The sequence below is a fragment of the Dapis purpurea BLCC-M126 genome, assembly GCF_050015975.1.
GTDB lineage: Bacteria > Cyanobacteriota > Cyanobacteriia > Cyanobacteriales > Microcoleaceae > Trichodesmium.
Genome location: NZ_JBNHER010000001.1, coordinates 69943 through 96795, shown reverse-complemented (window position 1 = coordinate 96795; position 26853 = coordinate 69943). Strand labels below are relative to the sequence as shown.

General features: G+C 33.3%; 14 protein-coding genes. 3 read left to right on the top strand and 11 right to left on the bottom strand.

What is annotated here, in order from left to right; genetic code table 11:
* Nucleotides 1–172: 172 nt before the first annotated feature.
* The 3 genes from ACP6PL_RS00380 to ACP6PL_RS00370 all read right to left on the bottom strand — a co-directional run bounded on the left by ACP6PL_RS00380 (nucleotide 173) and on the right by ACP6PL_RS00370 (nucleotide 8701).
* Nucleotides 173–5977 carry an AAA family ATPase gene (locus ACP6PL_RS00380; RefSeq protein ID WP_426541379.1) on the bottom strand — a complete coding sequence of 1935 codons (5805 nt, stop codon included), beginning with the start codon at nucleotides 5975–5977 and terminating at the stop codon, nucleotides 173–175.
* Nucleotides 5978–6773: 796 nt separating this feature from the next.
* On the bottom strand, nucleotides 6774–7415 hold the full coding sequence (locus ACP6PL_RS00375) for a hypothetical protein (RefSeq protein WP_426541377.1): 642 nt from the start codon (nucleotides 7413–7415) through the stop codon (nucleotides 6774–6776).
* 200 nt (nucleotides 7416–7615) lie between these two features.
* Nucleotides 7616–8701: an amidohydrolase family protein gene (locus ACP6PL_RS00370; protein ID WP_426541375.1), complete on the bottom strand. Its 1086-nt coding sequence runs from the start codon at nucleotides 8699–8701 to the stop codon at nucleotides 7616–7618.
* A 403-nt stretch (nucleotides 8702–9104) separates the two neighbouring features.
* Here ACP6PL_RS00370 and ACP6PL_RS00365 point away from each other — a divergent pair, with 403 nt between their 5' ends.
* A complete protein-coding gene (locus tag ACP6PL_RS00365) occupies nucleotides 9105–9266 on the top strand; it encodes a hypothetical protein (RefSeq protein ID WP_426541373.1) in 162 nt (53 codons plus the stop codon).
* 386 nt (nucleotides 9267–9652) lie between these two features.
* A complete protein-coding gene (locus tag ACP6PL_RS00360) occupies nucleotides 9653–11950 on the top strand; it encodes a TOMM precursor leader peptide-binding protein (protein ID WP_426541371.1) in 2298 nt (765 codons plus the stop codon).
* A 185-nt stretch (nucleotides 11951–12135) separates the two neighbouring features.
* On the opposite strand, the gene ACP6PL_RS00355 is transcribed toward ACP6PL_RS00360, so the two are convergent.
* The 7 genes from ACP6PL_RS00355 to ACP6PL_RS00325 form a co-directional block, all read right to left on the bottom strand.
* Nucleotides 12136–12381 (bottom strand): hypothetical protein, encoded by a 246-nt coding sequence (locus ACP6PL_RS00355; protein WP_426541369.1) that lies wholly within the window; start codon nucleotides 12379–12381, stop codon nucleotides 12136–12138.
* Between the two features lie 90 nt (nucleotides 12382–12471).
* On the bottom strand, nucleotides 12472–14982 hold the full coding sequence (locus tag ACP6PL_RS00350; protein WP_426541367.1) for a tetratricopeptide repeat-containing sulfotransferase family protein: 2511 nt from the start codon (nucleotides 14980–14982) through the stop codon (nucleotides 12472–12474).
* 399 nt (nucleotides 14983–15381) lie between these two features.
* Nucleotides 15382–16854, bottom strand: a complete 1473-nt coding sequence (locus tag ACP6PL_RS00345) for a glycosyltransferase 61 family protein (protein WP_426541365.1) — start codon at nucleotides 16852–16854, stop codon at nucleotides 15382–15384.
* Nucleotides 16855–17522: 668 nt separating this feature from the next.
* The gene (locus tag ACP6PL_RS00340) at nucleotides 17523–19568 is read right to left on the bottom strand and encodes a tetratricopeptide repeat-containing sulfotransferase family protein (RefSeq protein WP_426541363.1); all 2046 of its coding nucleotides are present in this window, start codon (nucleotides 19566–19568) and stop codon (nucleotides 17523–17525) included.
* A gap of 404 nt (nucleotides 19569–19972) precedes the next feature.
* Nucleotides 19973–21325, bottom strand: coding sequence for a tetratricopeptide repeat protein (locus ACP6PL_RS00335; protein ID WP_426541361.1), 1353 nt, complete (start codon nucleotides 21323–21325; stop codon nucleotides 19973–19975).
* A gap of 455 nt (nucleotides 21326–21780) precedes the next feature.
* Nucleotides 21781–22032: a hypothetical protein gene (locus ACP6PL_RS00330; protein ID WP_426541359.1), complete on the bottom strand. Its 252-nt coding sequence runs from the start codon at nucleotides 22030–22032 to the stop codon at nucleotides 21781–21783.
* A 409-nt stretch (nucleotides 22033–22441) separates the two neighbouring features.
* Nucleotides 22442–24313 carry a tetratricopeptide repeat-containing sulfotransferase family protein gene (locus tag ACP6PL_RS00325; protein ID WP_426541357.1) on the bottom strand — a complete coding sequence of 624 codons (1872 nt, stop codon included), beginning with the start codon at nucleotides 24311–24313 and terminating at the stop codon, nucleotides 22442–22444.
* A 794-nt stretch (nucleotides 24314–25107) separates the two neighbouring features.
* Here ACP6PL_RS00325 and ACP6PL_RS00320 point away from each other — a divergent pair.
* The gene (locus tag ACP6PL_RS00320) at nucleotides 25108–25926 is read left to right on the top strand and encodes a tetratricopeptide repeat protein (RefSeq protein ID WP_426541355.1); all 819 of its coding nucleotides are present in this window, start codon (nucleotides 25108–25110) and stop codon (nucleotides 25924–25926) included.
* 14 nt (nucleotides 25927–25940) lie between these two features.
* On the opposite strand, the gene ACP6PL_RS00315 is transcribed toward ACP6PL_RS00320, so the two are convergent.
* Nucleotides 25941–26849 (bottom strand): MBL fold metallo-hydrolase, encoded by a 909-nt coding sequence (locus ACP6PL_RS00315; RefSeq protein ID WP_426541353.1) that lies wholly within the window; start codon nucleotides 26847–26849, stop codon nucleotides 25941–25943.
* Between the last annotated feature and the right edge of the window lie 4 nt (nucleotides 26850–26853).

Sequence of the window (26853 nt, the reverse complement as noted above, 5' to 3'; positions counted from 1 at the left end):
TTGAACTCCTGTCTCCTGTCTCCTGTCTCCTGTCTCCTAACTCCTGTCTCCTAACTCCTAGCTAACGCGCATATTTATAAAGATACGCTTAGGGGTTCTATAAATATCTATCTGCCGGCCTAAAGCCTGTCAAGTACTCCCGTTGTTACAGTTGCACAACCTCAGGAGAATGTTAAGGAATGAATAAACGTTCGAGGTATATTTTAGCAACTACATCGCTGGGATTCACTTTCAAGCATTCTGCAAACAGTTGCCTTGCTTCCAATGACCGACCAGACTTATAAAGGAATATGGCTTGTGTAAACTGTTCTAGGGTTTTGAGTTTACCTTCCTTCACTTCAGGCATATCGGTATCAAAAACTTCATAAATAGTTACCTTTTGCGATTTACCCTTGACTTTTACTGTATCTATAGAGCGAATGGCATAGTTACTTGGTTGTGTCAGTCGTGAAAAAGTCTGTTCCGTAATTAACAACGACACCCCATAATTTTTCGTCAAACTTTCCACCCTAGCAGCCAAGTTGACAGCATCACTAATCACACTACCATCCATGCGATTTTGGCCACCGACAGTACCCAACATAAGAAGACCAGTATTAATACCGACACCAATACCAATAGGAGGCTCGCCAGAATTAATACGTTCTTGGTTATATTTGTTCAGTCGCTTGAGCATAGAAATACCAGCTTTCACTGCATTATCTGCATCTCCAGAAAATAAAGCCATTATTGCATCGCCGATGTACTTATCAATAAAACCTTGATTCTCTAAAATTGCCGGTTCCATCCTTGATAAAAAAGAATTAATAAAGCGAAAATTCTCATCAGGAGTCATTGCTTCCGACATTGTAGTAAAATTACGAACATCGGAAAATAAAACTGACATTTCTAATTGTACTTGGTCGCCTAATTCTACATCAACAATGCTTTCTTTATCTAAAAATTCAAGAAACTGCTTAGGAACAAAACGTTCGTAAGCTTTATTAAGTTGAAATAGTTCATTAGTAAAACGTTGGCGATCGGCTTCGGCTTTTTTTCGTTCTGTAATGTCTAGAAAAGCGCAAATGGCATAAGTAATTTTTCCTTGTTCGTCATAAATAGGTGTAGAAAAACTTTCCAGAGGAATTACCTTGTTATCTTGGCGAACTTCAACATCGTCCGTGCTTAAACTTTCGCCTTGTAAAACTCGGATCAAAGTCAGGTCTTCTGATGGGTATATTTCACCTGTGCTTGTTTTATAAAGTTGATAAATTGAGGGTATTTGTTCTGCTGTGATATTTGATGTTAGTCCCTTACCCAATAATTCCTCGCCAACTTGGTTAAGGTAGTAGGGACTACAGGAAGCATCTAGAATTGCCACGCCAACTGGCATAGCATTCAAAAATTGAGCCAACCTACTTTCGTTTTCCCTAACTTGTGCATAAAGTCTTGAATTGTCAATAGATATAGCAGCTTGAACAGAAAGTATATTTAAAAGTTCGACTCGTTTTGAGGTAAATGCACTTGTGGTTAAATTATTCTCTAAATAAATAATTCCACTTAATTTACCTTGATTAATTAAAGGAGTACAGAGAATTGATTTACTTTGTTTGGCAATAATATAAGGGTCATCAATAAATTGTCCTTGGTGGGTAGCATCGTTGAGTACAATATTTTCTTGACTGCGGATTACATAATTGATTATCGTAGTTGGTAAAATCGGAATTGATGTTTCAGGATCTACAAACTCTATCGGAATTGATTGTAATATTGTAACTTCATCGCTATTTATTGTTCCTTTACCTTCTATAACCCAACTACCTTTATGGTTGAGAATCAAAAAACCTGTTTGTGCCCCGGCATTTTCAATCAGAATTTTCATTAAATTGTGCAGGAGATTTTCCAATTTAATTTCACCAGAAATTGCTTGAGATGCTTTAATAACTGTTGCTAAATCAAGAATTTCTCCACTAGATCCGGTGGTAGAAATAGTTGTACTAATACCTTTTGATTGACTTCTATCGGTTACTCCTAAGAAATACTGGGGATATTCTGATTCTAACTGTTTGACTTTAGCTGTCGCACCCCAACGACTGTAACAATGATGGGCATTTCTTAAGTACAATTGACCGATTTCTTCTCTATCAAGGGCGAGATAAAATTCTGCTGCTCGTTCATAAGCTAAAGCTTCTTCATGGATAAATTCATGTTTTTTTGCACCTTGAATCGCTTTTTCATACAATTCTTGTGCTTGCCAATTTTCTCCTAAAACTCGTGCTTTTTCTGCTGCCACTAAATCATATTTATTTCCATAATTCTCAGGACAATTTTCCTGAAAAGAAAAAATCTTTGTTTGATACTGTGCAACTTTTTCTAGGATAATCTTTTTTTGTTCGCTATCGACTTGAGGATAAGCAGCTAAAAGAGTTAATGCAGAGTAAAAAATATTCTGGGGATAAATTAGATAAGCAGAAACAGATTCCCCATATTTTTCAGATAAATAAGCCGTCTCTAATCCTATGTGATAATCTTTGAAAAAATAGCAGGTAAAAGTTTTACTTAGACAATAAATAAACAGCAGCCATTGTGTATCAGCATCAATCCAAGACTGTATTAAATTTTCTTCTTCTGACTGAGATTTTTTAAATAGCAGATAGTTATTATCTCGGTGTTCTTGTAATAAACTTAAAGCCATTTTTTTACAAGCTTCATAGTAATAAAATTCATATTCTTGTTGTAATTTGAGAATTAAATTACTATAAGCCTCAAACTTTGGTTTAATATCTTCTAGATTCCAACCTCTAAAAATTGAAAGAAGAGAATGAGAGATAACATTGTAACCAACCTTACCCAAGTCTCCCAATTCCATTGCAATTTGAATTGTATCTTCAAAATCTCTGAGACTGATTTTTTTAAAAGGTTCTTTCCAATGACGAATAAATCCATAATAATGATGAATAACAAATGGTTTAGCCTCATCAGTATCATACTTATTTAACAAACCTAAAGATAATTTTCCATACTCATATCCAGTATCAATATCTTGCATCCCTCCACATAAAAATAGTCCATAAAAGACATAGGCGCTAGCTGCTAAAGGTGAGTTTCCATATTTAATACAAAGACTAACAGTGGTTAAGGTTACTAAAGGATACAGTTGAGGATTACAAATAATGGCAGAAGTAGCTATACTCATTAATAATCGAACAGCAGCTAGTTTTTCAGGGTCAGTCATTGTTGGTAGCTCGGCTAATTCGGCAATAGATTTATCTCTCAATAATGACTTTATATATTCCTGTTCTTGAGCTACTTTTTCCTGCATTAGACTAATATCAGAAGAGATAACAATTCCTAGCTTACTTAAAATTTCTAGAGCAGTATCTATAGCTTCTTGTAGTTGAAGTTGAGCATAATAAGATTGAATTTTTAATTCATAAATTTTAATAGTATAGAGAATTTCTTTAGTGTTTTGAAGCACAATAGATGATAAAGCTTCAGCTCGATCAAATCGAGTATTTAGGTATTCAACTTCTACAGTTTCTGTATAAATTTCTAAAGTTAAATTAGATTGAGTTTTCCAGCTATCCGGTGATAGTAATTCAAGGGCTGTTTCTAAATATATCCGCGCAGGTTCATAGGCAGTAGAATCTTTGGCTTTTTTACCTGCTTGAAGATTTAATTTTGCCAATTCATCTCTTTCTAATTGTTCGGTAATTAAGGTTAACCCTTGATTCAGTTGATTGACAATATCAAAAATCTTATTTTGCAACTCATATTCTGCAATATTTCTCAGTAGCAGACGACCTATTTGTAGATGCACTTGTTTTTTTTCTGCTTCTGAAATTAGAGAATAGGCAGCTTGTTGTACTCGGTCATGTAAAAATTTGTAGGGGATATATTTTGCCAATTCAAAATAATTTTCCGAGAGCTGATTTGATAATTCTTCAGCATCCCAAAGTAAAGAAATTTTATAGTTATTATCCAGAGGATTTATTAGTCCTTCCTGAATAGCATACTCTAATTCTTGAGCAGTAATTGTTTGAGATTTTCCATTAATAATCGCCAGAATTTCTAAATTAAATTGGTTACCAATACAAGCCGCTAACTTGAGAATATTTTGAGTTTTTAGCTCTAATTTTTCAATTTTACTTACCATCAATTCAACTACATTATCGGTAATAGACACCCTTTCAATATGATCTATATCCCATTGCCAATAACATTTTTGATTATCTTCTGCATTAAGAAAAGATTGAGGAGGTTGAAATACTACTAAATTTTCTTGGTACAAAGAATAGAGAAGTTGAGTCAGGAAAAAAGGATTACCACCAGTTTTTTTTGAAACTAATTCAGCTAAAGGTTTTACAACCTCTGAACTGCAACTTAGAGTATCAGCAATTAAGTGATTTATGTGTGTAAGTTTTAAAGGATAAAGAGTAATTTCATTAACTAAAACTTTAGCTTGCTTAATTTTCTCTAAGGTATTTACTAAAGGATGGGTTGAACTAACTTCATTATCTCGATATGCTCCAATCATCAGCAAATATTGGTTGTCAGAATCTGACATTAATTGCTCAATTAAATTCAGAGAAGGTAAATCTGCCCATTGTAAATCATCAATAAAGATAACTAAAGGATGTTCTTTCTGACAAAAAACCTCCATAAATCTATGAAAAAATAAATTAAAGCGATTTTGACTTTCAGTTCGACCTAGCTGTTCAACTGGTGGTTGTTGACCAATAATTTTTGCAACTTCAGGAATTACATCAATAATAATTTGACCATTATTTCCTAAAGCTTCTAAAATTTTATTTTTCCAAATTTGTAGGATTATTTCTGGTTCACTTAGTAATTTACGGATTAAATCTTGAAAAGCTTGAGAAATAGCTGAATAAGGAATATCTCGCTGGAATTGGTCAAATTTACCACTAATAAATTGTCCTCGTTGCCGTGTAATAGGTTTATGAATTTCATTAACTAAAGCAGATTTACCAATTCCTGAATAACCAGAAATTAGAATCATTTCCCTTGTACCTTGAGTAACTTTCTCAAACGTAGTTAAAAGTTGAGCAACTTCCTGTTCTCGACCATAGAGTTTTTGAGGAATATGAAATTTCTCGGCAATATCCTGACTTCCTAAAGCAAACTGAGAAATTTTTCCTAGAGACTTTAATTGATGAAGGCAAGTTTCTAAATCAGCTTGAATTCCCAAAGCATTTTGATATCTTTCCTCTGGAGCTTTAGCTAATAATTTGATGACAATATTAGATACAGCTAAAGGAATATTATAATTTAGTTCATGGGGTGGTAAAGGTTGTTGTGCAATATGACAATGAACTAACTCTATTGGGTCAGTTGTTTCAAAAGGAAGTTTATTAGTTAAAAGTTCATAAAAAGTCACACCAACAGAATAAAAATCACTCCGATAATCTATTCCTCGGTTCATTCTACCCGTTTGTTCTGGAGCTATATATGCTAAAGTTCCTTCCAGTTGATGAGGGGGAATAACTGTCATAAATTCTTGGGATAAGCGGGTAGAAATCCCAAAGTCGATGATTTTTAGTTGACCTGTTTGAGGATTATAGATAATATTAGAAGAATTAATATCTTTGTGGATGATATTATTTGTATGAATTATTGCTAAACTTTCAGTTATCTTAATAGCAATTGTCAGAAATTCTTCTAAACTTAATTGACTCTGGGATAATAAAGACTTTAAAGATTGACCGCCAAAGTCCTCTAAAAGCATTACCAAACTATTCTTATATCGCTGTAAATCATAAACTTTAACAATACTATCTACATGACTCAAAGAACGAGTAATTTCATATTCCTGTTTATAACGGGTGAGTTCTGAAGGAGTAGGATAATTTTCTTTCAGGATTTTAATAATAATAGGTTGACTATCTGCTGTGAGAATACCTTGATAAACTAAGGAATTAGCACTTTCATAGATTTTTCCGATAATTTGATAATTATTATTATTGGCATAGTTCATAGTTGATATGGAGTTATTTTAGAGGAGCTTAAAGTCCTATCTACAGCCCTTTGCACATTAATCAGTATAGTCTAGTAAGTAGAATTAATCCCTGATTTGCCCAAAGTTTATTGTTCCGATTATTGTACTTAATTGTGATGCAAAGAGCTGTATGTATATATTAGTTATATTACATAATCAGCTTTTGATTCTCCCTGTTGCTCATTGCCAATTAGTTAGTAGCGCAAGAGTCAATCAAGAAAATAATCTCCCATTAAAACCGTGCTTGGTTAATGAGAGATTCTTAAAATTTATTTATTTAACTTTACTTCCTTTCTTGCTAGGATGGGACTTTAAAATACTCCAAATGTTGCGTTTGGACAAGAAGGCGAGATTTTCCAACTCTCAGCCGGAGTAGCAGTTTATACAGAAGTGATGCCCGCCTCCTGTGCCCTATATATCATATTACCAATGGATAATGGATAATTTATCAATCCAGTTTAAAGCCTCTCCTAATAATTAGTGGTTGCGCTCATAAAGCTAAAAGTTAGGATATCTAAGGCTATTGAGCTTTTTATATTCAGTAATTCTGCTAATTATGGGCTGCTTATTGGCTTCAAAATACGGAAATTTTCTGGAATTTCAGCAGAAAATTTCTGCACATAAAATGGCTGAAAAATTTGCCAGCTCCACCCATCTCCGTGTCCCCGCGTCCTAGCCCCACCTACCAATTTTTTCAGCAGACCGTAATTAATAATTTATAGAGGAAGGGAGTTCCCCTTAGCCGTTACATCAAAATTTTTGGTCAGTCCTATTACTAAGAACTACAGGTAGGAATATAAGGGTTATCAGACATAAATTTATTCAGGGATCGATCATTGATCCAATTTTCTAATTCAGTATTTGTTACCGTTGCATCACCAAGTGCTGGGCGAGGAGGAAAGGCAATCACGACTGTCAACATATGAGGAGAATTTGGGTCAGGATCTGTGATCCAGCCGTTAAATATACCAGTATCAATTTCAAATGATACCATTTTGTGCTCAATAGCTATCTTTTCAAAAATCGGAAATTCATAATTTATGGGATGAGCAAAAACAGTACTCAATACTTCACCTGGAATACCTTCACCAAGTTCAGCACCCATTAAATCTTCGAGCACTGGAGGCTCAGTAACACCAGGAAAGAGTCTTTTTACTTCTGGATTTTTATCCCATTGTGGATCGGGAACAGTATGTCGGAAATAGTATTGCAACCTTTGAGCTGTCAATAACTGCTCATCGGTAGAACCTGGCTGATTATACCTCCATATATATGTAATTAATATAGAAATTACTTTTACTTGTTGAAGCATCCGCCGTATTATTTGACCAGTCGTTGGTGTAAAATCACCATCCCGATTTGAATCTCCTACACTTGCCAAATAATTCTCATACTTCAAAATCAATCTTCTCGACATAATTATTGCTCCTTGATGAATTATAAAGTTTGTTTTTTCCCCAATAATAGAGTTGTTTGGAAATAAAAATTTAAAATGCTCAAAAGCTTGCTATATAAGGGTTTAAGTATCTCGGAGTCAAATACGTTGTAAGCCTTTATTGATAAGGGTTTTAGCCATTTTTTGTGCTTAATTCCCAACAACTCTAATGAATAACTCAATTATTCAAAATCATAGAAACCTCTAGGATTATCCCAAACGATTTTTTTCACTATCTCCTGAGATAACTTACTATCAAGCTCTACAACATTTTTCACAATATCTGGCTGATGATCCATGTGTGGATAATCTGAACCAAAAATTAAATTATCAGAACCGATAAACTCAATAATCTGAGTCAGATAAGGTTCAGATGGATCGACCGCGATATAACATTGACGGCGAAAATATTCAGACGGCATCAACTTTACCATATCTTTGACTTCCCAATGTAAATTTTTGTATTCTTCATCCAACCGCCATAACCAATAGGGAAGCCAACCACAACCAGACTCTAAAAATCCTACCCGCAACTTCGGATGACGCTCTAAGACTCCCCCTTCAATTAAGGCCAACATAGCCATCATCTGTTCCATGGGGTGAGAACAAGCATGGAGGGCAAAACGACTATTAAATCTATCTGCTCCTGTAGTGGGTAAGCGACCGTGGGTTGCTTCGTGGAGACCAACAGCTATATCTAATTCTTCGCAAGCCCTCCAGAAAGGTTCGTATGCCGAATCGCTTAAAATTCTCCCTTTGACGGGGTTAGGGCGTAAAAAAACTGCCTTCCAGCCAAAATTTACAATCCGATGTAGCTCTTTCACCATCTCCTGGGGGTCATGGAGATTCATGGCACCGACTCCTTTTAACCGACTGGGGTCATAGCTACAAAATTCCTCATATAGCCAGGTATTATAGGCACGGGTAAAAGCGCCGATGACTTCTGCGGGCAAGGTGTCGATTGCAAATAACCAGAGTCCGGAAGTGGGATAAATAAAGGCAATATCTACTCCCATCAATACCATTGCTTGGACATGGGATTCGACATCGTAGTGGTTCAAATAAGCATGGGGATGAGCTTCCATCATTTGCCTATTTCCCTCTTTTTCTACTTGTTGGGAGATTTTTTCGGCGATCGCTTCCCCTTTTATTTTCATATCTGGCGAGGGGGCAAAGTCTTGGAATTGAGGTTCGATGTATTTTGCCCACATCTGGGGAGGCTCAATTACATGGGAGTCTGCATCAATAATTTGGTAGCCTTTAAGCATGGAAAATTCTGAGAGTTAATTTCATTTTAAATTGGGTTGTACCTTAATTCTTTATGGGTTGAATAAATAATCATGTGTATAGACGAACAACTTCACTTAAATTTTATGATATCACAATTTTTGTGAGTATGCAACCAAACATCCTTTGGGATTTTTTTGGGAGCTTTATAGAATGAAAATGTTTGTAGTATAGCGCTAGGGAATAGGGAATTGTCAAAGGGTTTCAGCATTTAGAAATGTCAAACACCTTAATGCGTAGGGCTATAGATCGACACAGCTAAAATGGTTTATTATTTATTTCTGCTGGCTGGGTGCTTAAGAAAATAAATTTATAATTGCTCTGGTGGTAATAGAAGGAAAATTCTACTACTCATCACCTTTGGTGGAAGCTTCATAAAATGAATTGACTATTGCGTATAGAGCAATAGAAGCAAAATTTCACCACCCATCACCGCTGGGTGCTTCAGTAAATGAATTTCTGATTGCTCTGGTGGTAATAGAAGGAAAATTTCATCACCCATCACCGCTGGGTGCTTCAGTAAATGAATTTCTGATTGCTCTATAGGCAATATAGCATTTCCCAGGTTAGTGAGGTACAGCCCTGGAGATCCCCCCTAAATCCCCCTTTTTAAGGGGGATTTAGGGGGATCGTTGATGTACCTCACTAGACTGAAAACCGCTATAGCTAATCTTAAAAGTAGAGAAGTAAGGGAGAATTTTTCAATCTTTTTTCTGTATTGCCTCTATTCCACTCCCGACTCGTAACTCAAAAATTTAATCGTGAGCAAAGATACTAAATTGCTTCTATAGAATAAAATGATTTTGGCAAAATAATTTGACCAAGAAATAAATTCTCAAACCTTCTCTTTGAAGGAGATAAAAAAGAAAATCCCGAATTTCAATCTTAATGTTTCAGTATTGAACACTGATAACTGATAACTGATAACTGATATGCTCAATCAACCTAATTTTAATCCCGCTTACTTAGTTGAAACCCTAGAACCGGATACAGTATTTTTCATATCCGAAAGAGAATCCGTCTGTTTACAAGACCCCCTTTATTATCGTTTAATTCAGTTAATTGATGGTCAACGAAATGTTGATGAGATTATCGATATTCTCCAATTAGAAATTCTCCAAGAGAAAAATTTAACACCAGACAATCCTAATTTATTCCAAGAGGTTCTGAACTTTACCATAAAAATTCAAGAAGCTCTCTTTCAGCTAAATAAACAAGGATACCTATTAGAAAAAAATGAATTATTACCTGCTGATTTAGCTATTCTTTGTCATCATCTCGGTATTTCTCAATCCCAAGCTTACGAACAATTACAATCAACTAAAATTACAGTCAAAACATTAGGTACAGTAACAGACAAATATTTGATTAACCTCTTAAAATCTTTTCAAATTCAAGTAGCTGATGAAGGAGATTTAACGATTATTTTAACCGACGATTATCTCCATCCTAATTTAGCTGAATTTAATCGACAAGCTTTAGCATCTGAAGCTCCTTGGATGTTAATCAAACCATTAGGAACTATCTCTTGGATAGGTCCTTTATTTCAACCTAATCAAACAGGATGTTGGGATTGTTTTGCACAACGTTGGCGAGATAATCGACCTATTGAAGAGTTTATTAATAGAAATAAAGAACAGGCAAAACTTTTAACGCTTCCCCTCTATTTTTCTCAAGGCACAATTCAAACAACTTTAACCATAGCTGCCACAGAAATTTTTAAATGGATTATTCAAAAAAGTAATCCTAGATTAGAAGGAAATTTGATTACTTATGACCACCTAACCCTAGAAACTCAAAACCATATTTTGGTTAAACGCCCTCAATGTTCTAGTTGTGGAAAAACATTTACAAAACAACCTTTACCAGTAGTTTTAGGACACCGGAAAAAAGCTTTTACTGCTGATGGCGGGCATCGTTTTTGTTCTCCTGAAGAAACTTTGAGAAAGTATCAACATCATATTAGTCCGATTACGGGTGTGGTGCGAGAGTTAGCTAAAATTCCGAGTCAAGGATTACTTCATACTTATGTTGCTAGACATCATTTTCGTAATGTTTTTGACGATTTAGATAGCTTGCGTCAAAATATGGGAGGAAGAAGTTCTGGGAAAGGAAGAACTGATAGTCAATCAAGAGCTAGTGGTTTTTGTGAAGCGATCGAACGTTATTCTGGAGTGTTTCAAGGGGATGAAATTAGAGAAAAAGGGAGTTATCAAGAATTAGCAGATAAAGCTATTCATCCTAATCAGTGCATGATTTTTAGTGAGCAACAATATCAAAATCGAAAAGAATGGAATATTGAGTGTAAAGGGTGGTTTCAAAAAGTACCAGAACCTTTTGATGAAACGAGAGTAATTAATTGGACTCCTGTATGGTCTTTAACTGCTCAAGAGTTTAAATATTTACCCACTGCTTACTGTTACTATGGGTATGCTGAATTTGATGATTTAGATTGTTGGGGAGATTCTAATGGATGTGCGGCGGGAAATACCATAGAGGAGGCAATTTTACAAGGGTTTATGGAGTTAGTAGAACGGGATTGTGTGGCTTTATGGTGGTATAATAAATTGTCAAGACCTCAAGTAGATTTAGACAGTTTTGAACAGCCTTATTTTCAACAGTTAAAAAGATATTATCAAAGTCTGAATCGGGATTTATGGGTGTTGGATATTACTAGCGATTTGAATATTCCTTGTTTTGCAGCTATTAGTCCTAGAAAGGATAGAGAAGTGGAGGATATTGTATTAGGATATGGGGCGCATTTTGACCCGGCAATAGCTATTAGTCGAGCGTTAACTGAGGCGAATCAAATATTACCTAATGTACTATCTTTGAAAGATGATGGCACGACAAATTATCCCTCATCTGGTGATGAATTAGCACTTAAATGGTGGGAAACTGCTACTTTAATTAATCAACCTTATTTGGTTCCTGATAATGAAGTTATTTCTAAAAAAAGTAGTGATTATTTTCCATTAGCTAGTGACGATTTACTGGAAGATGTTAAATTGTGTCAGCAAATTGTTGAGCAAAATGATATGGAACTGTTAGTATTAGACCAGACTCGTAGTGATATTGGGTTGAGGGTAGCTAAGGTAATTGTTCCAGGAATGCGTCATATGTGGAAGCGGTTAGGGTTAGGAAGACTCTATGATGTTCCTGTTAAAATGGGATGGTTAAAAGAGTCTTTAACGGAAGAGAAATTAAATCCTTTTCCTATGTGGATGTAAACTTTTAGTCATATTTAAGTACAGCATAAATTGTACAACAAAAAAGGGGTGAGGTGTCTCAATATATTCCTACTTTTAAGGAAAATCTATGACTATTATATGGATAATCAGGTTGAGAACCTTTCTCTGTTTACGCCCGAGCAAAGACTTTTTCAGCAAGGTCTAAAGTATTTGGTAGGTACTTATCACAGATTTTTTGTTAAAAAGTATAGCAGAGAAAAGCCTCCGAAAAATATCAAAGGAAATAAGATCAGCACAATTATTAAACCTAAAGGAACTCCAAAAGATGTAACATAGACTAATATTGCTGTATAGGGAACTAATAAACCTATTCCAGCAAGGGTTAATTTTTTAGGAGTCCACTTAATATCTTTTTTTAGACCTTTATTCAGCATCTTTTCGTCTTTTCCTTTTAAAATTTTTCTTGTCATCAACTACTCCTTTAAGTAAAAATTACGAGATTGTCTAATTGTACCTATATTTTATTGTAACTATTCCCAAAAACTGAGGCAAGTTCAGTATTATTTCCAGTTAAACTCGATTCCTAAATATTTTTCTAATCTTTGATTATAAGGTTGAAAATATTCACTCAATTTCTGGCGCATCTCATCATTTATTGGTGAATAATGCCCAGGGTTTAATTTTCTATATTCAGGCAGTTGATGTTCTGGTAATCCTAAAAATTCAAAGACTTCTTTCATAGTCTCTACAGGTTTTTGATAAAGGTTTTCTCCTTTTAAAATCAGTATTTGCTCTCTGGGAAATACTGCCAACCATTTTTTGATAAATTCTACATAAATACCACGTCCTATATAGTTACCTGTTTGCTGCCAATAATTTTTGTCTCCTTGAGGTTTTTCTGGATTTTTGCTGAGTATTTCTAACTCTGAATTTATGGCTGTTTCAAATGAGCGATCGTCCCAATTTAACCTCAGCCAATGATTGTATTGAGAGAAGGCTCTATCCACAGGGTTTCTTAATATTACTAATAATTTTACTTCGGGAAATACATTATATATTCGTTCGGCACTCTGATAGTTTTCTAGATAGTTAGGGGTTGCTTCTCCAGTGATAAAATTCTGGGATTTTGGAATGGGAGGAAAATGTGCGAGATACCAATTAATTCCTTTCTCGAAGTCTCGATACCAAAAATGTGTTTCTTTTTTTATTGCTGGTATTACCTGGGGATGTTGAACAATATAATTTTCTAGTGAAGTTGTACCACTTTTTTGAGCACCAATAATAATAAAGTTAGGACCATTAGTATTTTTTAAATCCCAATTTTGTTCAACAAAAATAGGATGAGATTGGCTAGTTTTGTTGTAGGAGGCAGTTTGATAATTTTTGATTGCTGCATCTATTTTTCCTGTTGCTGTAAGAATTTCTCCAAGGTTAACGTAACACCAAATACTTTCTGGGTTTTCTTGAGTAACTTTTTGAAAAAATTCTAATACTTGCTGTACTTTTCCTTGTTTAATCAGAAAATTTAATAAATTAGAATAGAAGAAAAACCAGGGATATTCAGGTCTGATTTTAATTGCTTTCAAATAAGCTTCGGCAGCTTGATTTAATTTCTGAAGTTTAAGTAATATATTCCCTAGTTTATAGTGAGCTATGAATTTTTTGGGATTTTTGTTAATAGTATTTTGACAATCAGTGAGTTCCTGGTCTAATTGATTTTTTTTGTTTTCTAGTTGGGCAAGTTGCCTGGTAATTTCTGGATGATTTTGCTGGAGGTGCAAACCTATATTATAAATGATTATTGCTGGATTAAATATATTTTTTTGCCCTAGTAAATTTCCGAGTTTTAAGTAAAATTCTGGAGTTTCTGGCTGAATTGATAATTCTTTGATGGGGCTAGGTTTCTGTTGTTGATGATTTTGAATAATCTGGGAATAATAGTTAATAGTTTCTTTTAGATTTGATTGAGATTGTTTTTCCAGAGCATATCCGAGTTGTTCGTGGATATTTGGTACATTTTGATTAATTTTAAAGGCATAAAGATAAGCTACTACTGCTTCATTCCATCTTTGAAGTTTGATAAATGTTTCTCCTAAACTGTAGTAAGACCAGAGAAAATCAGGATTCAGTTTAATAGCTTCATGGTAGGCAAGGATGGCTGCATCTAACTCTCCTTTTTCTTGGAAAATATTAGCTAACTTATGATGAACTACCCAAGTTTCTGGTTGTAATTCTGTGGATTTTTGATAAGCAAAAATAGCTTTATCTAATTGTTTTTGGTTAACTAAAGCATCTCCCAGACAATGATAAGTAACAGCAGCTTGAGGATTTAGTTGAAGTGCTTCTTTATAAGAAGAAATTGCTTTTTCCCACTGCTGAATATTGGCAAAAGCTTTACCTAAGCTGTGATGAGACCAAGAAAATTCTGGGTTAAGTTGAATAGCTGTTTGATAACTTAATATAGCTGCTTGCCATTTTTCTTCTCGACTATAAATTTCTCCTAAATTATGATGTGCTTGAGATAGGTTTGGATTTAATTTAAGCGATCTCTCATAACAGGCGATCGCTTCTTGTTTTTGGTTGTATGTTAATAGCGTCTTTGCTAATTTCAAATATTCTAAATCTGTTGCCAATTCTGGTTTTAAAGTAAATGCTTGATATTGACAAGAAGCTGCTAATTCTGGCTTTTCTATTTGATGGTATATTTCTACTAAAGCAAGGTAAGCACTGGCAAAATTTGGTTGTTGTTCGATGGCTTTTTGGTAGGAGAAAATAGCTAACTCTAACTTTTTTTGTTTGAGATAAATGTTTCCTAAGTGAGCGTGAGTTTCAGCTAAATTTGGTTGTTGTTCGATGGCTTTTTTGTACCAAACAATAGCTGAATCTAAGGCATCTATTTTTTCCATTATTTGCCCTATAGTATTGCTAGCTGGGGCAAAATCTGGAACTAATTCTAAAGCTTGTAAACAAGTGGCATAAGCTTTATCAAAATCTCCTTGAGTTAGATAAGATTCTGCTTCTTGATTTAATTTTAATGCTGCTACTTCTGGATTTTCCATTAACTTTACCATTACTCTTGCTCACCTCATTTAAAATTATATCATTGTAAGCATTAAGCTATTAGCAGTCAGCTCTCAGCTTTTTAATAAATAAAATAAGCCTCTTTTTAAATTATATTACATTTTAAACTAGAGAATTGAAGCATAAGAAATATGAGTTTGAATTGTCAAACCATACAATTCTGTGGCAAGAAATGTAGATATGTTTGATAAGCTAATAAACTGATAGCTAAGTGCTAAATGCTAAATGCTTACATATAAGCAGGTACACAATATTAATTACACAGTTAGCAAAGCTGAATTCATTGCCTTGTAAAGATTAGATCGAATTGGAATAGGTAAATAATTTTGTTTAGGTACTTAATTAATCTTATTAACCAATATTAAATGAGTTTTCACTATTTCAGATAATTAAATAATTTCTGCCAGTTTCATCAAGCTTAATAGTTTCTGTAAATCAACAAAAATATTTTTCTTTGCTGGTTCACTAGGAGACTTTTCTTCAAACTGCTCCCCTAATAAGTAGTAATATTCTAAGCCACATACATTGCTAACTATCCAATAATATTTAACCAAATAGTCTGGAGCAAAAATTTCTATAACTTTAGTACCAGGATTGCAAAATACAAGGTTAGTTAAAGCAGCACCATGGGGCGCAATGACAAATTTAGCACTAGCTAATAATACTGCTTGCTCTGCAACAGAAATTGATCCTAAAGCAATACTTTCAAAACCAAATTTCTCCAAAAAATTAATTACCTTCTCCTCATTAATTACTTTTCGTCGTGAGGCTTGTTTCCGACTAAGATATATCCTTTTTGTTTGATGATATATTTTTTCTTTGGTTTCTTCTGGCAAAAAGGAATTTCTTAAAAAATCACATCCCCATTTCGGAATTCTTAGATATTTTCCATCAGAATAAGAGAAGGAAGGAACTAATAGTTGTTCAGCTTTTATATAGGGATAATTTTCGCTTTCTATAATTTTATCTTGGGATATACCAAGAGATTCTAGCGTCTCTAGCTGAAATTTTTCATTGCATTCATTAACTACAATTTTATCTATTTTTAAGTTACTAAGACGTAATAAATAAATTCTGGTGATTATATCAAACATCCAATGAAAATAATTATTCTTACCCCATTTTATTGATAAAAAAGCCACTGTTCCTTCTATATTATAGATAGTCGGTAATTCTGATGGAGAACTAATTAATTCAGTATTTCCTGTAGAAACTTCTGCTACTAACTTATTCTCTGGGGTCATCACTGCAATGACCCCTACATTAGCAAAACCTTTTCCTTCTGGTATGACTGTTACAAATGCAGTTTGTGAATATACTTTTCTACTTTGAAAAATTCTCTCGGTCTGGCAGTTAATTGTTTGAGAAGCTAATAGATTTACTTCACTAGCTGAAAATATTTCTTTCTTATTGATTTTACTATCGTATTTAGTTTCTAAGCTAAGTGCTTTATGGCTACATTCTGTTGCTAACTTATGCTCCCCTAGACATTGCCATATTTTAGCTAAATTTCGATAAAAACCAGGAAAATAAGGTTGAAGACTAATAGCTTTTTCATAATATTTTATGGCTCGTTTCCATTGCTTTTTCCTGGCACTTATGCTACCTAAATTTGCATGAGCCTCTGCTAAATTTGGATTATATTTAATTGCCTGTTTGTAAGATTTTTTAGCTGATTTAAACTGCCCCATTCTTTGGGAAATATTACCCAATATTTTATAAATTTCTCCAGAGTTAGGTAAAATTTCTAAAGCTTTAGAACAATTCGCATAGGCTTCATCTAACTTTCCTTGAGATAAATATCTTTCAGCTTTTTGCTTGAAATTAAATGCTAATGTTTCTTGATTCTCTATATCTGACATATTTTGCCTAACTCCTAAGAGTAAATAGTTAATGACTAATGATATAGTGTTTCTCACTCAGCAAGAGGTAAACCTATATTTTCTCTTTGCTGTTCTTTAAAACCTAGAATTTAGTACCTCAAAAGTATGTTCAGCAATTAATAATTAACAATTATAGCGGTTTTCACAAAAGTAGACTACAGAAGTGCATGCCTTCCGCCTTTAAACCAAAAATCTCTGTATTCTATGTTAATGAAAACTGCTATAATAATTATCTCTTTTTATAAATAAGAGGATTGGGCTAAAAGGAATTTTTTTCTTTTCTTGGTCGATTGGATATGGCACACTTCGGAGCAACTCTGCATTATTCGGGAAACCCGCTCTTGCAGAGCCGCTCCGCTAATACCAATTACCATAAACTTTGCTATACTTGGATTTTCTATTTATAAATCTTATTTGTTGCAGCAAATACTTTATATTTGGTAACTTCAGTTATGAAGGAAAGTTATTTTTGCCAGTTTCTAAGTATAGCAAAATTTTTGAGAATTGGTATAACGCCATTCCATCCTACGGAATGCTCCGCAAATGACTGCTTTTTATCCATAAATGGAGAGTCTTTATACCTTAATTTTTCGGTAATTTATTTATATAAATAATACCCAATTATTCCTTATGCAGCGTCTTAAAATTTACCAATTAAACTTCATTTCCAAATATTCTTCTAATCTCTGATTATGAGGTTGAAAATATTCAGATAATCTTTGACGGAGCAAATCAGAAATTGGTGAATAAGAACCAGAATTTAACTTTTTATATTTGGCAAGCTTATATTCTGGCAAACCTAAAAAATTAAACACTTCTTTCATAGTATTATCTGGTGTTTGATACAGGTCTTCTCCTCTCAAAATTAAAAACTGTTCCCTAGGAAACACTGTCATCCATTTTTGGATGAATTCTATATAAACACCTCTCCCTATATAATTTCCTGATAATTTCCAATATTTTCTGTCTCCTTGGGGTTGCATGGGAGTACTTTTAAGTATTTCTAATTCCTGATTAATTGCCACTTCAAAAGAGCGATATTCCCAGTTTAATCTCTGCCAGTGATGGTATTGAGAAAATGCTCGATCTACTGGATTTCTTAAGATTACCAATAATTTAATATTAGGCAGTAAACTATAGATTCTTTCTGGAACTTTATCAGTGACTAAATAGTTAGGAGTAGCTTCCCCAGTAATAAAATTTTGCGACTGAGGAATGGGAGGGAAATGAGCCAAATACCAATCTATTCCTTGATGAAATTCCCCTGACCAAAAATGAGTTTCTTTCTTAATAGATGGTAAAACTTGGGGATGTTGACTAATGTAATTTGCTAAAGAAGTCGTACCACTTTTTTGAGAACCAATAATAATGAAATTAGGACGTGATACATTATTCAAGTCCCAATACTTTTCAACAAAGACAGGATTTAATTCTCGTATTTTGTTATAACAGGCTGCTTTATAGCTGGTAATGGCTTCTTTTATATTGCCTTTTTCTGTAAAAATTTCCCCTAGATTAAGATGACATAAAATACTATTTGGATCTTTTTTAGTGGCATATTGATATAAATTTAATACTTCATTACTCCTACTTTTTAATAGTTGTTTCCATAATACTGAATGATGAGAAAACCAAGAATGTTCTGGTCTAAGTCTAACAGCTTCTAAGTAAGTAATAGTAGCTTTGTCTTTTTGGGAGTTGTGCAAAAAAGCATCGGCTAAGTTATAGTATGCACCAGAAAAATTTGGATTGAGAATAGTTACTTTTTGGTAAGCATAAATTGCTTCATCCCATTTTTGTTGTTTAGTATATATATTGCCTAAACTATAGTAACCCCAAAAGAAATCAGGGTTGATTTCTGTAGCTTTTTGGTAACAGACTATCCCTTTCTCTAGCTCACCTTTTTTTTGCCAAACATCTCCTAATTTTTTGTGGAATAAATAATTTTCTGGATTCAATTCTATAGCTCGACTATAGGCAAAATTAGCTAAATCATATTCTTTTTTTTCTTGTAAAATCTCTCCTAGTAAGTAGTAAAATTTAGGATTGTTAGGAGTTATTTTTATTCCCTGATTTAAAACTACTAATGCTGACTCTAATTCCCCCTTTTTAGTAAGCAAATATCCTAATTTTTGATATGATTCTGATAAATTTGGTTGTAGCTTAATGGCATACTTATAACAGTTAATTGCTGCTTCAATCTGGCCTAATTCTAACAATTTATTTCCTAAATTCAAGTGTTCTTTAGCTGTAGCTGATTCAGGTTCTAAAACCAGTGATTTATAAGTATATTCTGTGGCTAATTCTTCTTTATCAATGCACTGCCAGACTTTGGCTAAATTCCGATAAACTCCTGCTAAATCTGGTTTAATATAGATAGCTTTTTGATAATAAAAAATTGCTTTTTCCCAGTTTTGTTGTTTAGCGTACATACTACCAAGGTTAGCATGAGCTTCAGCAAAATCTGGTAGTATTTTTATAGCTTTATTGTAGTAACTTATTGCTGCTTCTAAATTACCTTTTGCTTGAAAAATATCACCTATAGTTTTACAAGCTGGTGCAAATTCTGGTTGGCTATTTAATGCTTTTAAACAAGCGGCATAAGCTTCATCTAATTTTCCTTGGGCTAAACTAGCTTCTGCTAGTTGATTAAAATTAATAGCTACTGTTTCTATTTTTTCATTATTAGACATATTATTTCAGTTATCAGTTATCAGTTATCAGTACCTCATGCAATAAAGAGGCTTGAAGTACTGAATTTTCTTCTCTTAGTCAATTTGATCTCTTGAACGATTTCTATTTCCTTGAAAATGCAGGATATTTGAGACATTATTTTCTGCTAATGTTTGATTTTTTTTCAATAATAAAGTTTATTTTTTACCAATAAATTTTTCAACTTTTTGCGGAGTAGGAAGTGATCAAAGATTACATCAATATTATTTATTATTAAAATACTGCTACATTAATTTTTTCAGTAGTTAGATAAAGAATATTCACGATTTTTTTCTGATTTCTCTCTGCCTCTGACTGCAAAACTCTCTCCCACTATCAATTTTCATATTAGTTAATAAATTAGTCAGCAAATTTATTTTCCTCTTTAATATGGTAACTCCTGTTTATTTCTACATTTTTCTGCTGCTTCGTAGTCACCTAGCTGCTCAAAAATATAGGCTATTTTTTGGTAAGCTTTATCATAGTCTGGTTTAATTTGTATTGCTTGTCTAAAACATTCGACAGCATAAGACCAATTTTTTTGTTGAATATACACTTGTCCTAATGATGCGTATAACCAACAGGATTTAGAATTAATTTCTATAGCTGTTTCATAACTAATGATAGCCTCATCTAATTTTCCTATATTTTGTAAAGCATTTGCTAATTTGAAATGAAATAAATAGTTATCTGCTTTTAATTCTATCGCTTGATGATAAGCTTTAATTGCTGCACACCATTTTTGTTGTTTACTTAGTGCTTCCCCCAATTTGTAGTGAAATCTTGCTAAATTAGGATTTACTTTGAGACCTCTACGGTAGACAAAAACTGCTTGATTTATTTCCCCTTGCTTGATAAAGATTTCTCCAATTTTACAGTAAGTATCCCAAATATTAGGGTGACTTTTCATAAGTTTTTGGTAACAAGTAAGCGCTCGATTTAACTTCCCTTGTTCATACAAAATATCTGCTAAATGTTTCTGAGACCAAGGAAATTTTGGATTAAGTTCTATAGCAAGTTCAAATGTCTCTACTGCGTCATTTAACTTACCTGTTTCTCGGAAAATTTTTCCTAATTTATGGGGAATTAGCCAATTTTTGGGTAAGAGTTCAATTAAACTTTGATAACAATCGATAGCATCCTTTAATTTTCCCTGACTAACTAAAACTTCTGCTAATTTCGAGTAGGCTTCCGATAAACTAGGATTTAATTCTATAGCCTCACGATAATAAGATATAGCGTCTTCTGTTTTACCTTCATCAGATAGAATATTTCCTTGATTTACCTTTTCTAAAGCTGTTTTTTCTGACTCTATTTTTTGCGCTTTAAGCCAATATTTTTTTGCCAAACTCAAATCTCCTAACTGTTGGCAAATTCGAGATAAATTACGATAAGTACCAGCCAAATTTGGTTGTAATTCTATAGCTTTTTCATAACAAGCTATAGCTGGCTGCCAATTTTTTTGTTTAGCATATAAACTGCCAATATTTGTATAAGCTTCTGCCCAATTTGGTTGTTGGATAATTGCTTGTGCATACCAATTTATTGCTTCATCTAATTTTCCCATAACTTGCAAAATATTTCCCATACTTTTGCAAGCCAAAGGATAAAATGGTAATATTTCTAGAGCCTTTTCACAAGCCAAATAAGCTTCATCTAATTTTTCTGCTTTTAAATAAGACTCTGCTTCTTGACATAAACTAAAAGCTGACATTTCTGGAGTTAAATTTGAATACATATTTCTTTTTTAAAAGAAGGAAAAATACAGGAGGAGTTAAATCTCACTGAATGAGGCCGATATGTTTAAGCAAAAATTTAAAACTTTGGTAGTCCTGTATAGTAATGGTGATAATATATATTTTTTTCCCACACCTCCCACACTTCTCACACTTCCTGTACTATTACTATGCACTACCATCAAAACTTTTACTCTTTATTAGTCCTCTAAAGTCTTTCGGTATAACTGAGCAGAAAATTTATTCTATTATGTCTGTGCAGTTTATCTCCTACCTCCTCTATTAAACTTTTTCAAATAAAATTTTCTGAGAATTTAAACAATATAAGGATAATTTATCTGTAGTTATTGCTAGCTATAGAAAAGCAACCTCTAGCAAATTTTTTCGTTTCTCATATAAATCTCATCCATCATCATTTTAGCCTAACACTACCTTAAACATTTCTATTTTTTTGAGATTACTCCCAATTAAATTTCATCCCTAAATATTCTTCTAATCTTTGGTTATGAACTCCGAAATAATCCCTTAACCTCCTACCCATTGATGAGTCGATTTGTACATAATTCCCAGCATGATAATTCTTATACTCCAACAGTTCGTATTCTGGCAAATCTAAAAAATTTAAAACTTTCTGCATACTACCTTTTGGATTAGGATAAAAATCTTCACTTTTCAAAATTAGGAATTGTTCCTGTGGGAATAAACTCATCCATCCCTATAAAAATTCAACATATACTCCCTTTAAATATGACTCTCGACTCCTATGTTTTTATATTGTGGTTAATCAATGCAACCTCTATAAATCTCATGCATCATAATTTCACTCTACACTAGCTGCTAAATTTCTATTTTTTTGAGAAAATAAGTATTAAGAAAGGATACGAGTGGCTAAAATCTAAAAGCAGTAAGACTTAAAGGCATTTAAATTTGGTATATAGAGAAGTATTCAATACATATATTCCTAGATTTTTCAGACAAATATTTGTCTTGATTGTTTTCTTTATTCTCTATTCCCTGTTCCCTGTTCCCTGTTCCCTGTTCCCTGTTCCCTGTTTCCTGTTCCCTGTTCCCTGTTCCCTATCTCCTTTTTATATTTCCTTTACAAACAATTTCTGAGATTACTCCCAATTAAATTTTATCCCTAAATATTCTTCTAATCTTTGGTTATGAACTCCGAAATAATCCCTTAACCTTCTACGGATTAATGGGTCAATTTGTGAATAATTCCCAGCATTATAATTCTTGTAATCTAATAGCTTATATTCTGGCAAATCTAAAAAATTTAAAACTTTCTGCATACTAGCTTCAGGATGTGCATAAAAATCTTCACTTTTCAAAATAAGAAACTGTTCCCTTGAGAATAAACTCATCCATTCCTTCAAAAACTCAATATATACTCCCCTTGCTAAATAATTTAATTCCTTCATCCAATAATTAACTTTTTCAGGAGCTTTTGTTAGTTTCTCTAAATCTGATTCAATTGCCTCTTCTAAAGATCGATTTTCCCAATTTAATCTTAGCCATTGATGATATTGAGATATAGCTCGATCTACAGGATTTCTCAATAGTATGATCAACTTAATTTTTGGGAAAAATTGGTAAATTCTCCTAGCAGCATTCGGATGGTCGAAATAACTAGGACTGGCTTCCCCAGTCAATAAATTTTTTCCCTCTGGAATTCCTGGAAAATGAGCTAGATACCAATTAATTGATCCATTAAATTTCCAAGACCAAAAATCCATTTCTTTTTTAATCGGAGGAATAATTTGTGGATGTTGAGTAAGATAACTATAAAGTGAAGTAGTACCTCCTTTCTGAACTCCAATAATTATAAAATTAGGTCTTTGCGCTGCTTCTAAATTCGAGGGTTGAGACACCAAGTCAGGGTAAAATTTCTTAGTTTGCTGATAACAAGCAGTTTGATAATAAGGTATAGCTTCCTCAATTTTACCCAAACGAGTTAGAGCTTCTCCTACATTCAAGTAAGAGCAAAAAGAATCTGGATGAGCTTTCTGAAATATCTCGAAAAAAGTTAGTATTTCTCTTAGTTTATCTTCCCTAGCAAAAGCTTCCCATATATTGTAATAAAACCACCAAGATAGGTCTGGATTAATTTCAATACCTTGACGATAAGCAATAACTGCTTCCTCCCATTTTTGTTGTCGAGTTAAAGCAATACCTAGATTATAGTAAGAGCTACTATTTGGGTTTAATTGTATTTCTTTTCTGAGTTCTAATATTTCTCGTTCTAACTGATTTTTTTTATCTAATACTTCCTTTAGCTTTTCATAAATCCTTAGGTCATCTTGATTAAACTCTAAAGCTTTTTTATAGAAAATAATTGCCCCGTTAATTTTACTAGCTTTAGTTAAACCATTTGCTACTTGTACAGATAAATTAGGATTTTGTTGTAAAAGTTGTAATAATTTATCCTCAAGAGAATATTCATCCAAGTGTTGAATAACTTGGCAGTAATCTTTAATTACTTCATCTAAATTTGACTGATATTTTTCTTCTAGAGCATCTCCTAATTTACTGTAAATTCCTGGTAATTCTGTCAGGAATAGGATGACATATAGATAGTTATATATAGCTTCATCCCATTTTTGTAATTCTATTAAGGCATTGGCTAAATTGTAGTAAGACCAAGGAAAATTAGGATCTATTTTAATTGCATTTTTGTAAGCATAAATCGCCTCTTCCCATTGTTTTAATTTGCTTAAAGCATTCCCTAAATTATAATAAGACCAAGAAAAATTATGATTTAACGTAATGGCGCGGTAGTAATTTTTGATAGCATTATCCCAATTTTCTTGTTCATATAAAGCTTGTGCTAAGTGATAGTAATACCAAGAACAATTAGGTCTTAGCACAATAGCTTGCTGGTAGTTGTGAATTGCTAAATCCCATCTTTTTTCTTGAGCATATATGCTGGCAAGGTTAGCATATTCTTCAGGGGTATTCAAATTTGAACTATTTCTTGATGACATTGTTTATTTGAGATTTATCAATAAAATATTTATAACAGTGCATTTTTTAATTAGGACAAAAAAATTGAGTTGAAAGGGAATAAGAAATAGAGAACAGAAGAATATAGCAATCCTAAATGATTTGTGAGAATTTTTATAATAGTTAAGATTGATGAAAAACCTTCAAAATTCTCACTCCTAACTCCTGACTCCTGACTCCTGACTCCTAACTACCAAAAAAATATTACAATTGAAATAGGATTGCTATATCTGAATACTATCGATCAAAAATAGTGCTATTTTTGACAGTGCTGTAGGTGTGTATCTAATACCAAATTTTATGGGCAGGAAATACTCCCTATTTCAGACCCATTTCTGATTGAACTAATGACTCAAGAGTCCTGAATTCTGACTCCTAACTCCCAAACTTGTTATGTGTAAATGGAAAGATGGCAATCAAATATAGCATTACTATTGAGAAATAGTATTTTTTATAATAATTAAACCCGAGATGATATTTTTTGTAAAATTCTCCGATTCAATTGCTCATTTCATTACTGCTAGGATTTTTTTTGCTGAAAATAAAAAGAAAAATAAATGATTATATATTTATTCTGTATAACTATCAGACAAATTAATCTTTTTTTTATCAGAACTGAAACTTATAGCTAAATTTGTTAATTCTTAATTTACAACCCCGCCCTTAAGGACGAGGTCTTTAAAATAATCGAAAAATTTAACTTCATATTCCCAAAAATTTGCTGGAGTCCGACATAATAGTTAATAACACAAAATATTCTAATTCTAAGAATTCAATGGGCATCTCTATAGAAGCTGACAATACAAACTTTGCTACCGAAGTCTTAAAAAATTCCTACAAAAAACCAGTTTTAGTAGACTTCTACGCTACTTGGTGTGGTCCTTGTAAAATGCTAAAACCAATCTTAGAAAAGTTGGTTCAAGAATATGACTTTATCCTAGCCAAAGTTGATGTCGATCAGAGTCCAGACTTAGCTCAAACTTATGGTATAGAAGGAGTACCAGATGTAAGAGTTGTAACTCAAGGAGAAGTTAAACCAGGTTTTGTCGGAGTTCTCTCAGAACCAAAACTACGAAATTTTCTAGGAGAACTTAATCTTCACTCAGAACTAGAAACAGATATAGAAGAACTACAAAATCTAACAAAATCTGGTCAATTTGAACAAGCAAAAAATCTTTTAGATCGGCTCTTTCACAAATATCCTAATAATGTTACTATCATCATAGAAGCTGCTAAGTTTCTAGTAAGATTAAATCAGTTAAAAGAAGCAGAAAAGCTGATTGAAACTATTGGGGAGAATAACCGGGAATTTTATCCCCAAGTACAGGCAGTAAAAGCATTAATTCACTTTAAACAGGAATCAGAAAATCCAGGTGAAAGTGAAATAGATCAAACTTATGCAAAAGCCTGTAGCTTGACATTATCAGATAACTATGAACAAGGGCTGAAATTATTTTTAGATATAGTCAGCAAGAATCGTAAATATAAAGATGACGGCGCACGCAAAGCAATATTAGCGATATTTAACATCTTAGGAGATGACCATCCTGTAAGTAAAGAATATCGTAAACAGTTATTACTAAGTCTGTACTAAACTAATTTCCAATATTAAATCCCTACTGGCAGAACTAAACCTTCTCTGGCCATAACTGCCAGAGGAAAAGCTGATTTTACTTTTTCTGCCATCCGATCCAAAAAATCATCACTATGAGTTGGTTCATGGTGAAAAATTACCACTCGCTTCACCCCAGCAGCTTCAGCAACCTTAATTGCTTCCTGCCAAGTCGAATGTCCCCAACCAACTTTTGAGGACTGGGGATTATGATACTCATCATCAGTGTACATAGCATCATAGATTAGTACATCAGCATTCCGTGCCAAATTAACCACACTTTCATCCAAACCATCAGGAAAATGCTCCGTATCAGAACAATAAACCACACTCCTTCCATTCCATGTCACCCTGTATCCCATTGCCGTATTAGGATGATTTAGGGAACCAGTCTCAATCTCTATACCATGAAGCATCATTTTTTGCCCATGCTGGAGTTCATAAAATCGCAAGTCTGCCTGCATACCTTTGAGTGGCACAGGAGAGTTATAATGTAATACTCTATCTATAAAATGCTGTTTCATTGACTCCCCTTCTGGAGGAATTGCTCCATAGATATGAAAACAATTTCCTTTAGTAAAAGCAGGAGTAAACAATGGAAAACCTTGAATATGATCCCAATGATAATGAGTGAAAAATATATAAGCCTCTACTGGAGTTTCTTGCATTAATTCTTTTCCTAGTTCTCGCATCCCAGTACCTCCATCAAATATCAAACGCTTATCAGCGATTTGCATTTCTATGCAGGAAGTATTTCCACCATATCTAACAGTATCTTTTCCAGGAGTCGGAACACTACCTCGCACTCCCCAGAACTTAACTACAAAATCCCCTAGATTTTCAGATAACTTAGCATAATCAATATTATCTTGGGTTAGCACTACAGAAGAAGGTTTAGTTTCCATACAA

Excerpts from the sequence above, each read along its gene's own strand:
- ACP6PL_RS00380 (WP_426541379.1), bottom strand. The coding sequence starts at position 5,977 with ATGAACTATGCCAATAATAATAATTATCAAATTATCGGAAAAATCTAT.
- ACP6PL_RS00350 (WP_426541367.1), bottom strand. The coding sequence starts at position 14,982 with ATGGTAAAGTTAATGGAAAATCCAGAAGTAGCAGCATTAAAATTAAAT.
- ACP6PL_RS00375 (WP_426541377.1), bottom strand. The coding sequence starts at position 7,415 with ATGTCGAGAAGATTGATTTTGAAGTATGAGAATTATTTGGCAAGTGTA.
- ACP6PL_RS00355 (WP_426541369.1), bottom strand. The coding sequence starts at position 12,381 with ATGACAAGAAAAATTTTAAAAGGAAAAGACGAAAAGATGCTGAATAAA.
- ACP6PL_RS00330 (WP_426541359.1), bottom strand. The coding sequence starts at position 22,032 with ATGAGTTTATTCCCACAGGAACAATTCCTAATTTTGAAAAGTGAAGAT.
- ACP6PL_RS00340 (WP_426541363.1), bottom strand. The coding sequence starts at position 19,568 with ATGTCTAATAATGAAAAAATAGAAACAGTAGCTATTAATTTTAATCAA.
- ACP6PL_RS00335 (WP_426541361.1), bottom strand. The coding sequence starts at position 21,325 with ATGTATTCAAATTTAACTCCAGAAATGTCAGCTTTTAGTTTATGTCAA.
- ACP6PL_RS00345 (WP_426541365.1), bottom strand. The coding sequence starts at position 16,854 with ATGTCAGATATAGAGAATCAAGAAACATTAGCATTTAATTTCAAGCAA.
- ACP6PL_RS00320 (WP_426541355.1), top strand. The coding sequence starts at position 25,108 with ATGGGCATCTCTATAGAAGCTGACAATACAAACTTTGCTACCGAAGTC.
- ACP6PL_RS00360 (WP_426541371.1), top strand. The coding sequence starts at position 9,653 with ATGCTCAATCAACCTAATTTTAATCCCGCTTACTTAGTTGAAACCCTA.
- ACP6PL_RS00325 (WP_426541357.1), bottom strand. The coding sequence starts at position 24,313 with ATGTCATCAAGAAATAGTTCAAATTTGAATACCCCTGAAGAATATGCT.
- ACP6PL_RS00315 (WP_426541353.1), bottom strand. The coding sequence starts at position 26,849 with ATGGAAACTAAACCTTCTTCTGTAGTGCTAACCCAAGATAATATTGAT.
- ACP6PL_RS00370 (WP_426541375.1), bottom strand. The coding sequence starts at position 8,701 with ATGCTTAAAGGCTACCAAATTATTGATGCAGACTCCCATGTAATTGAG.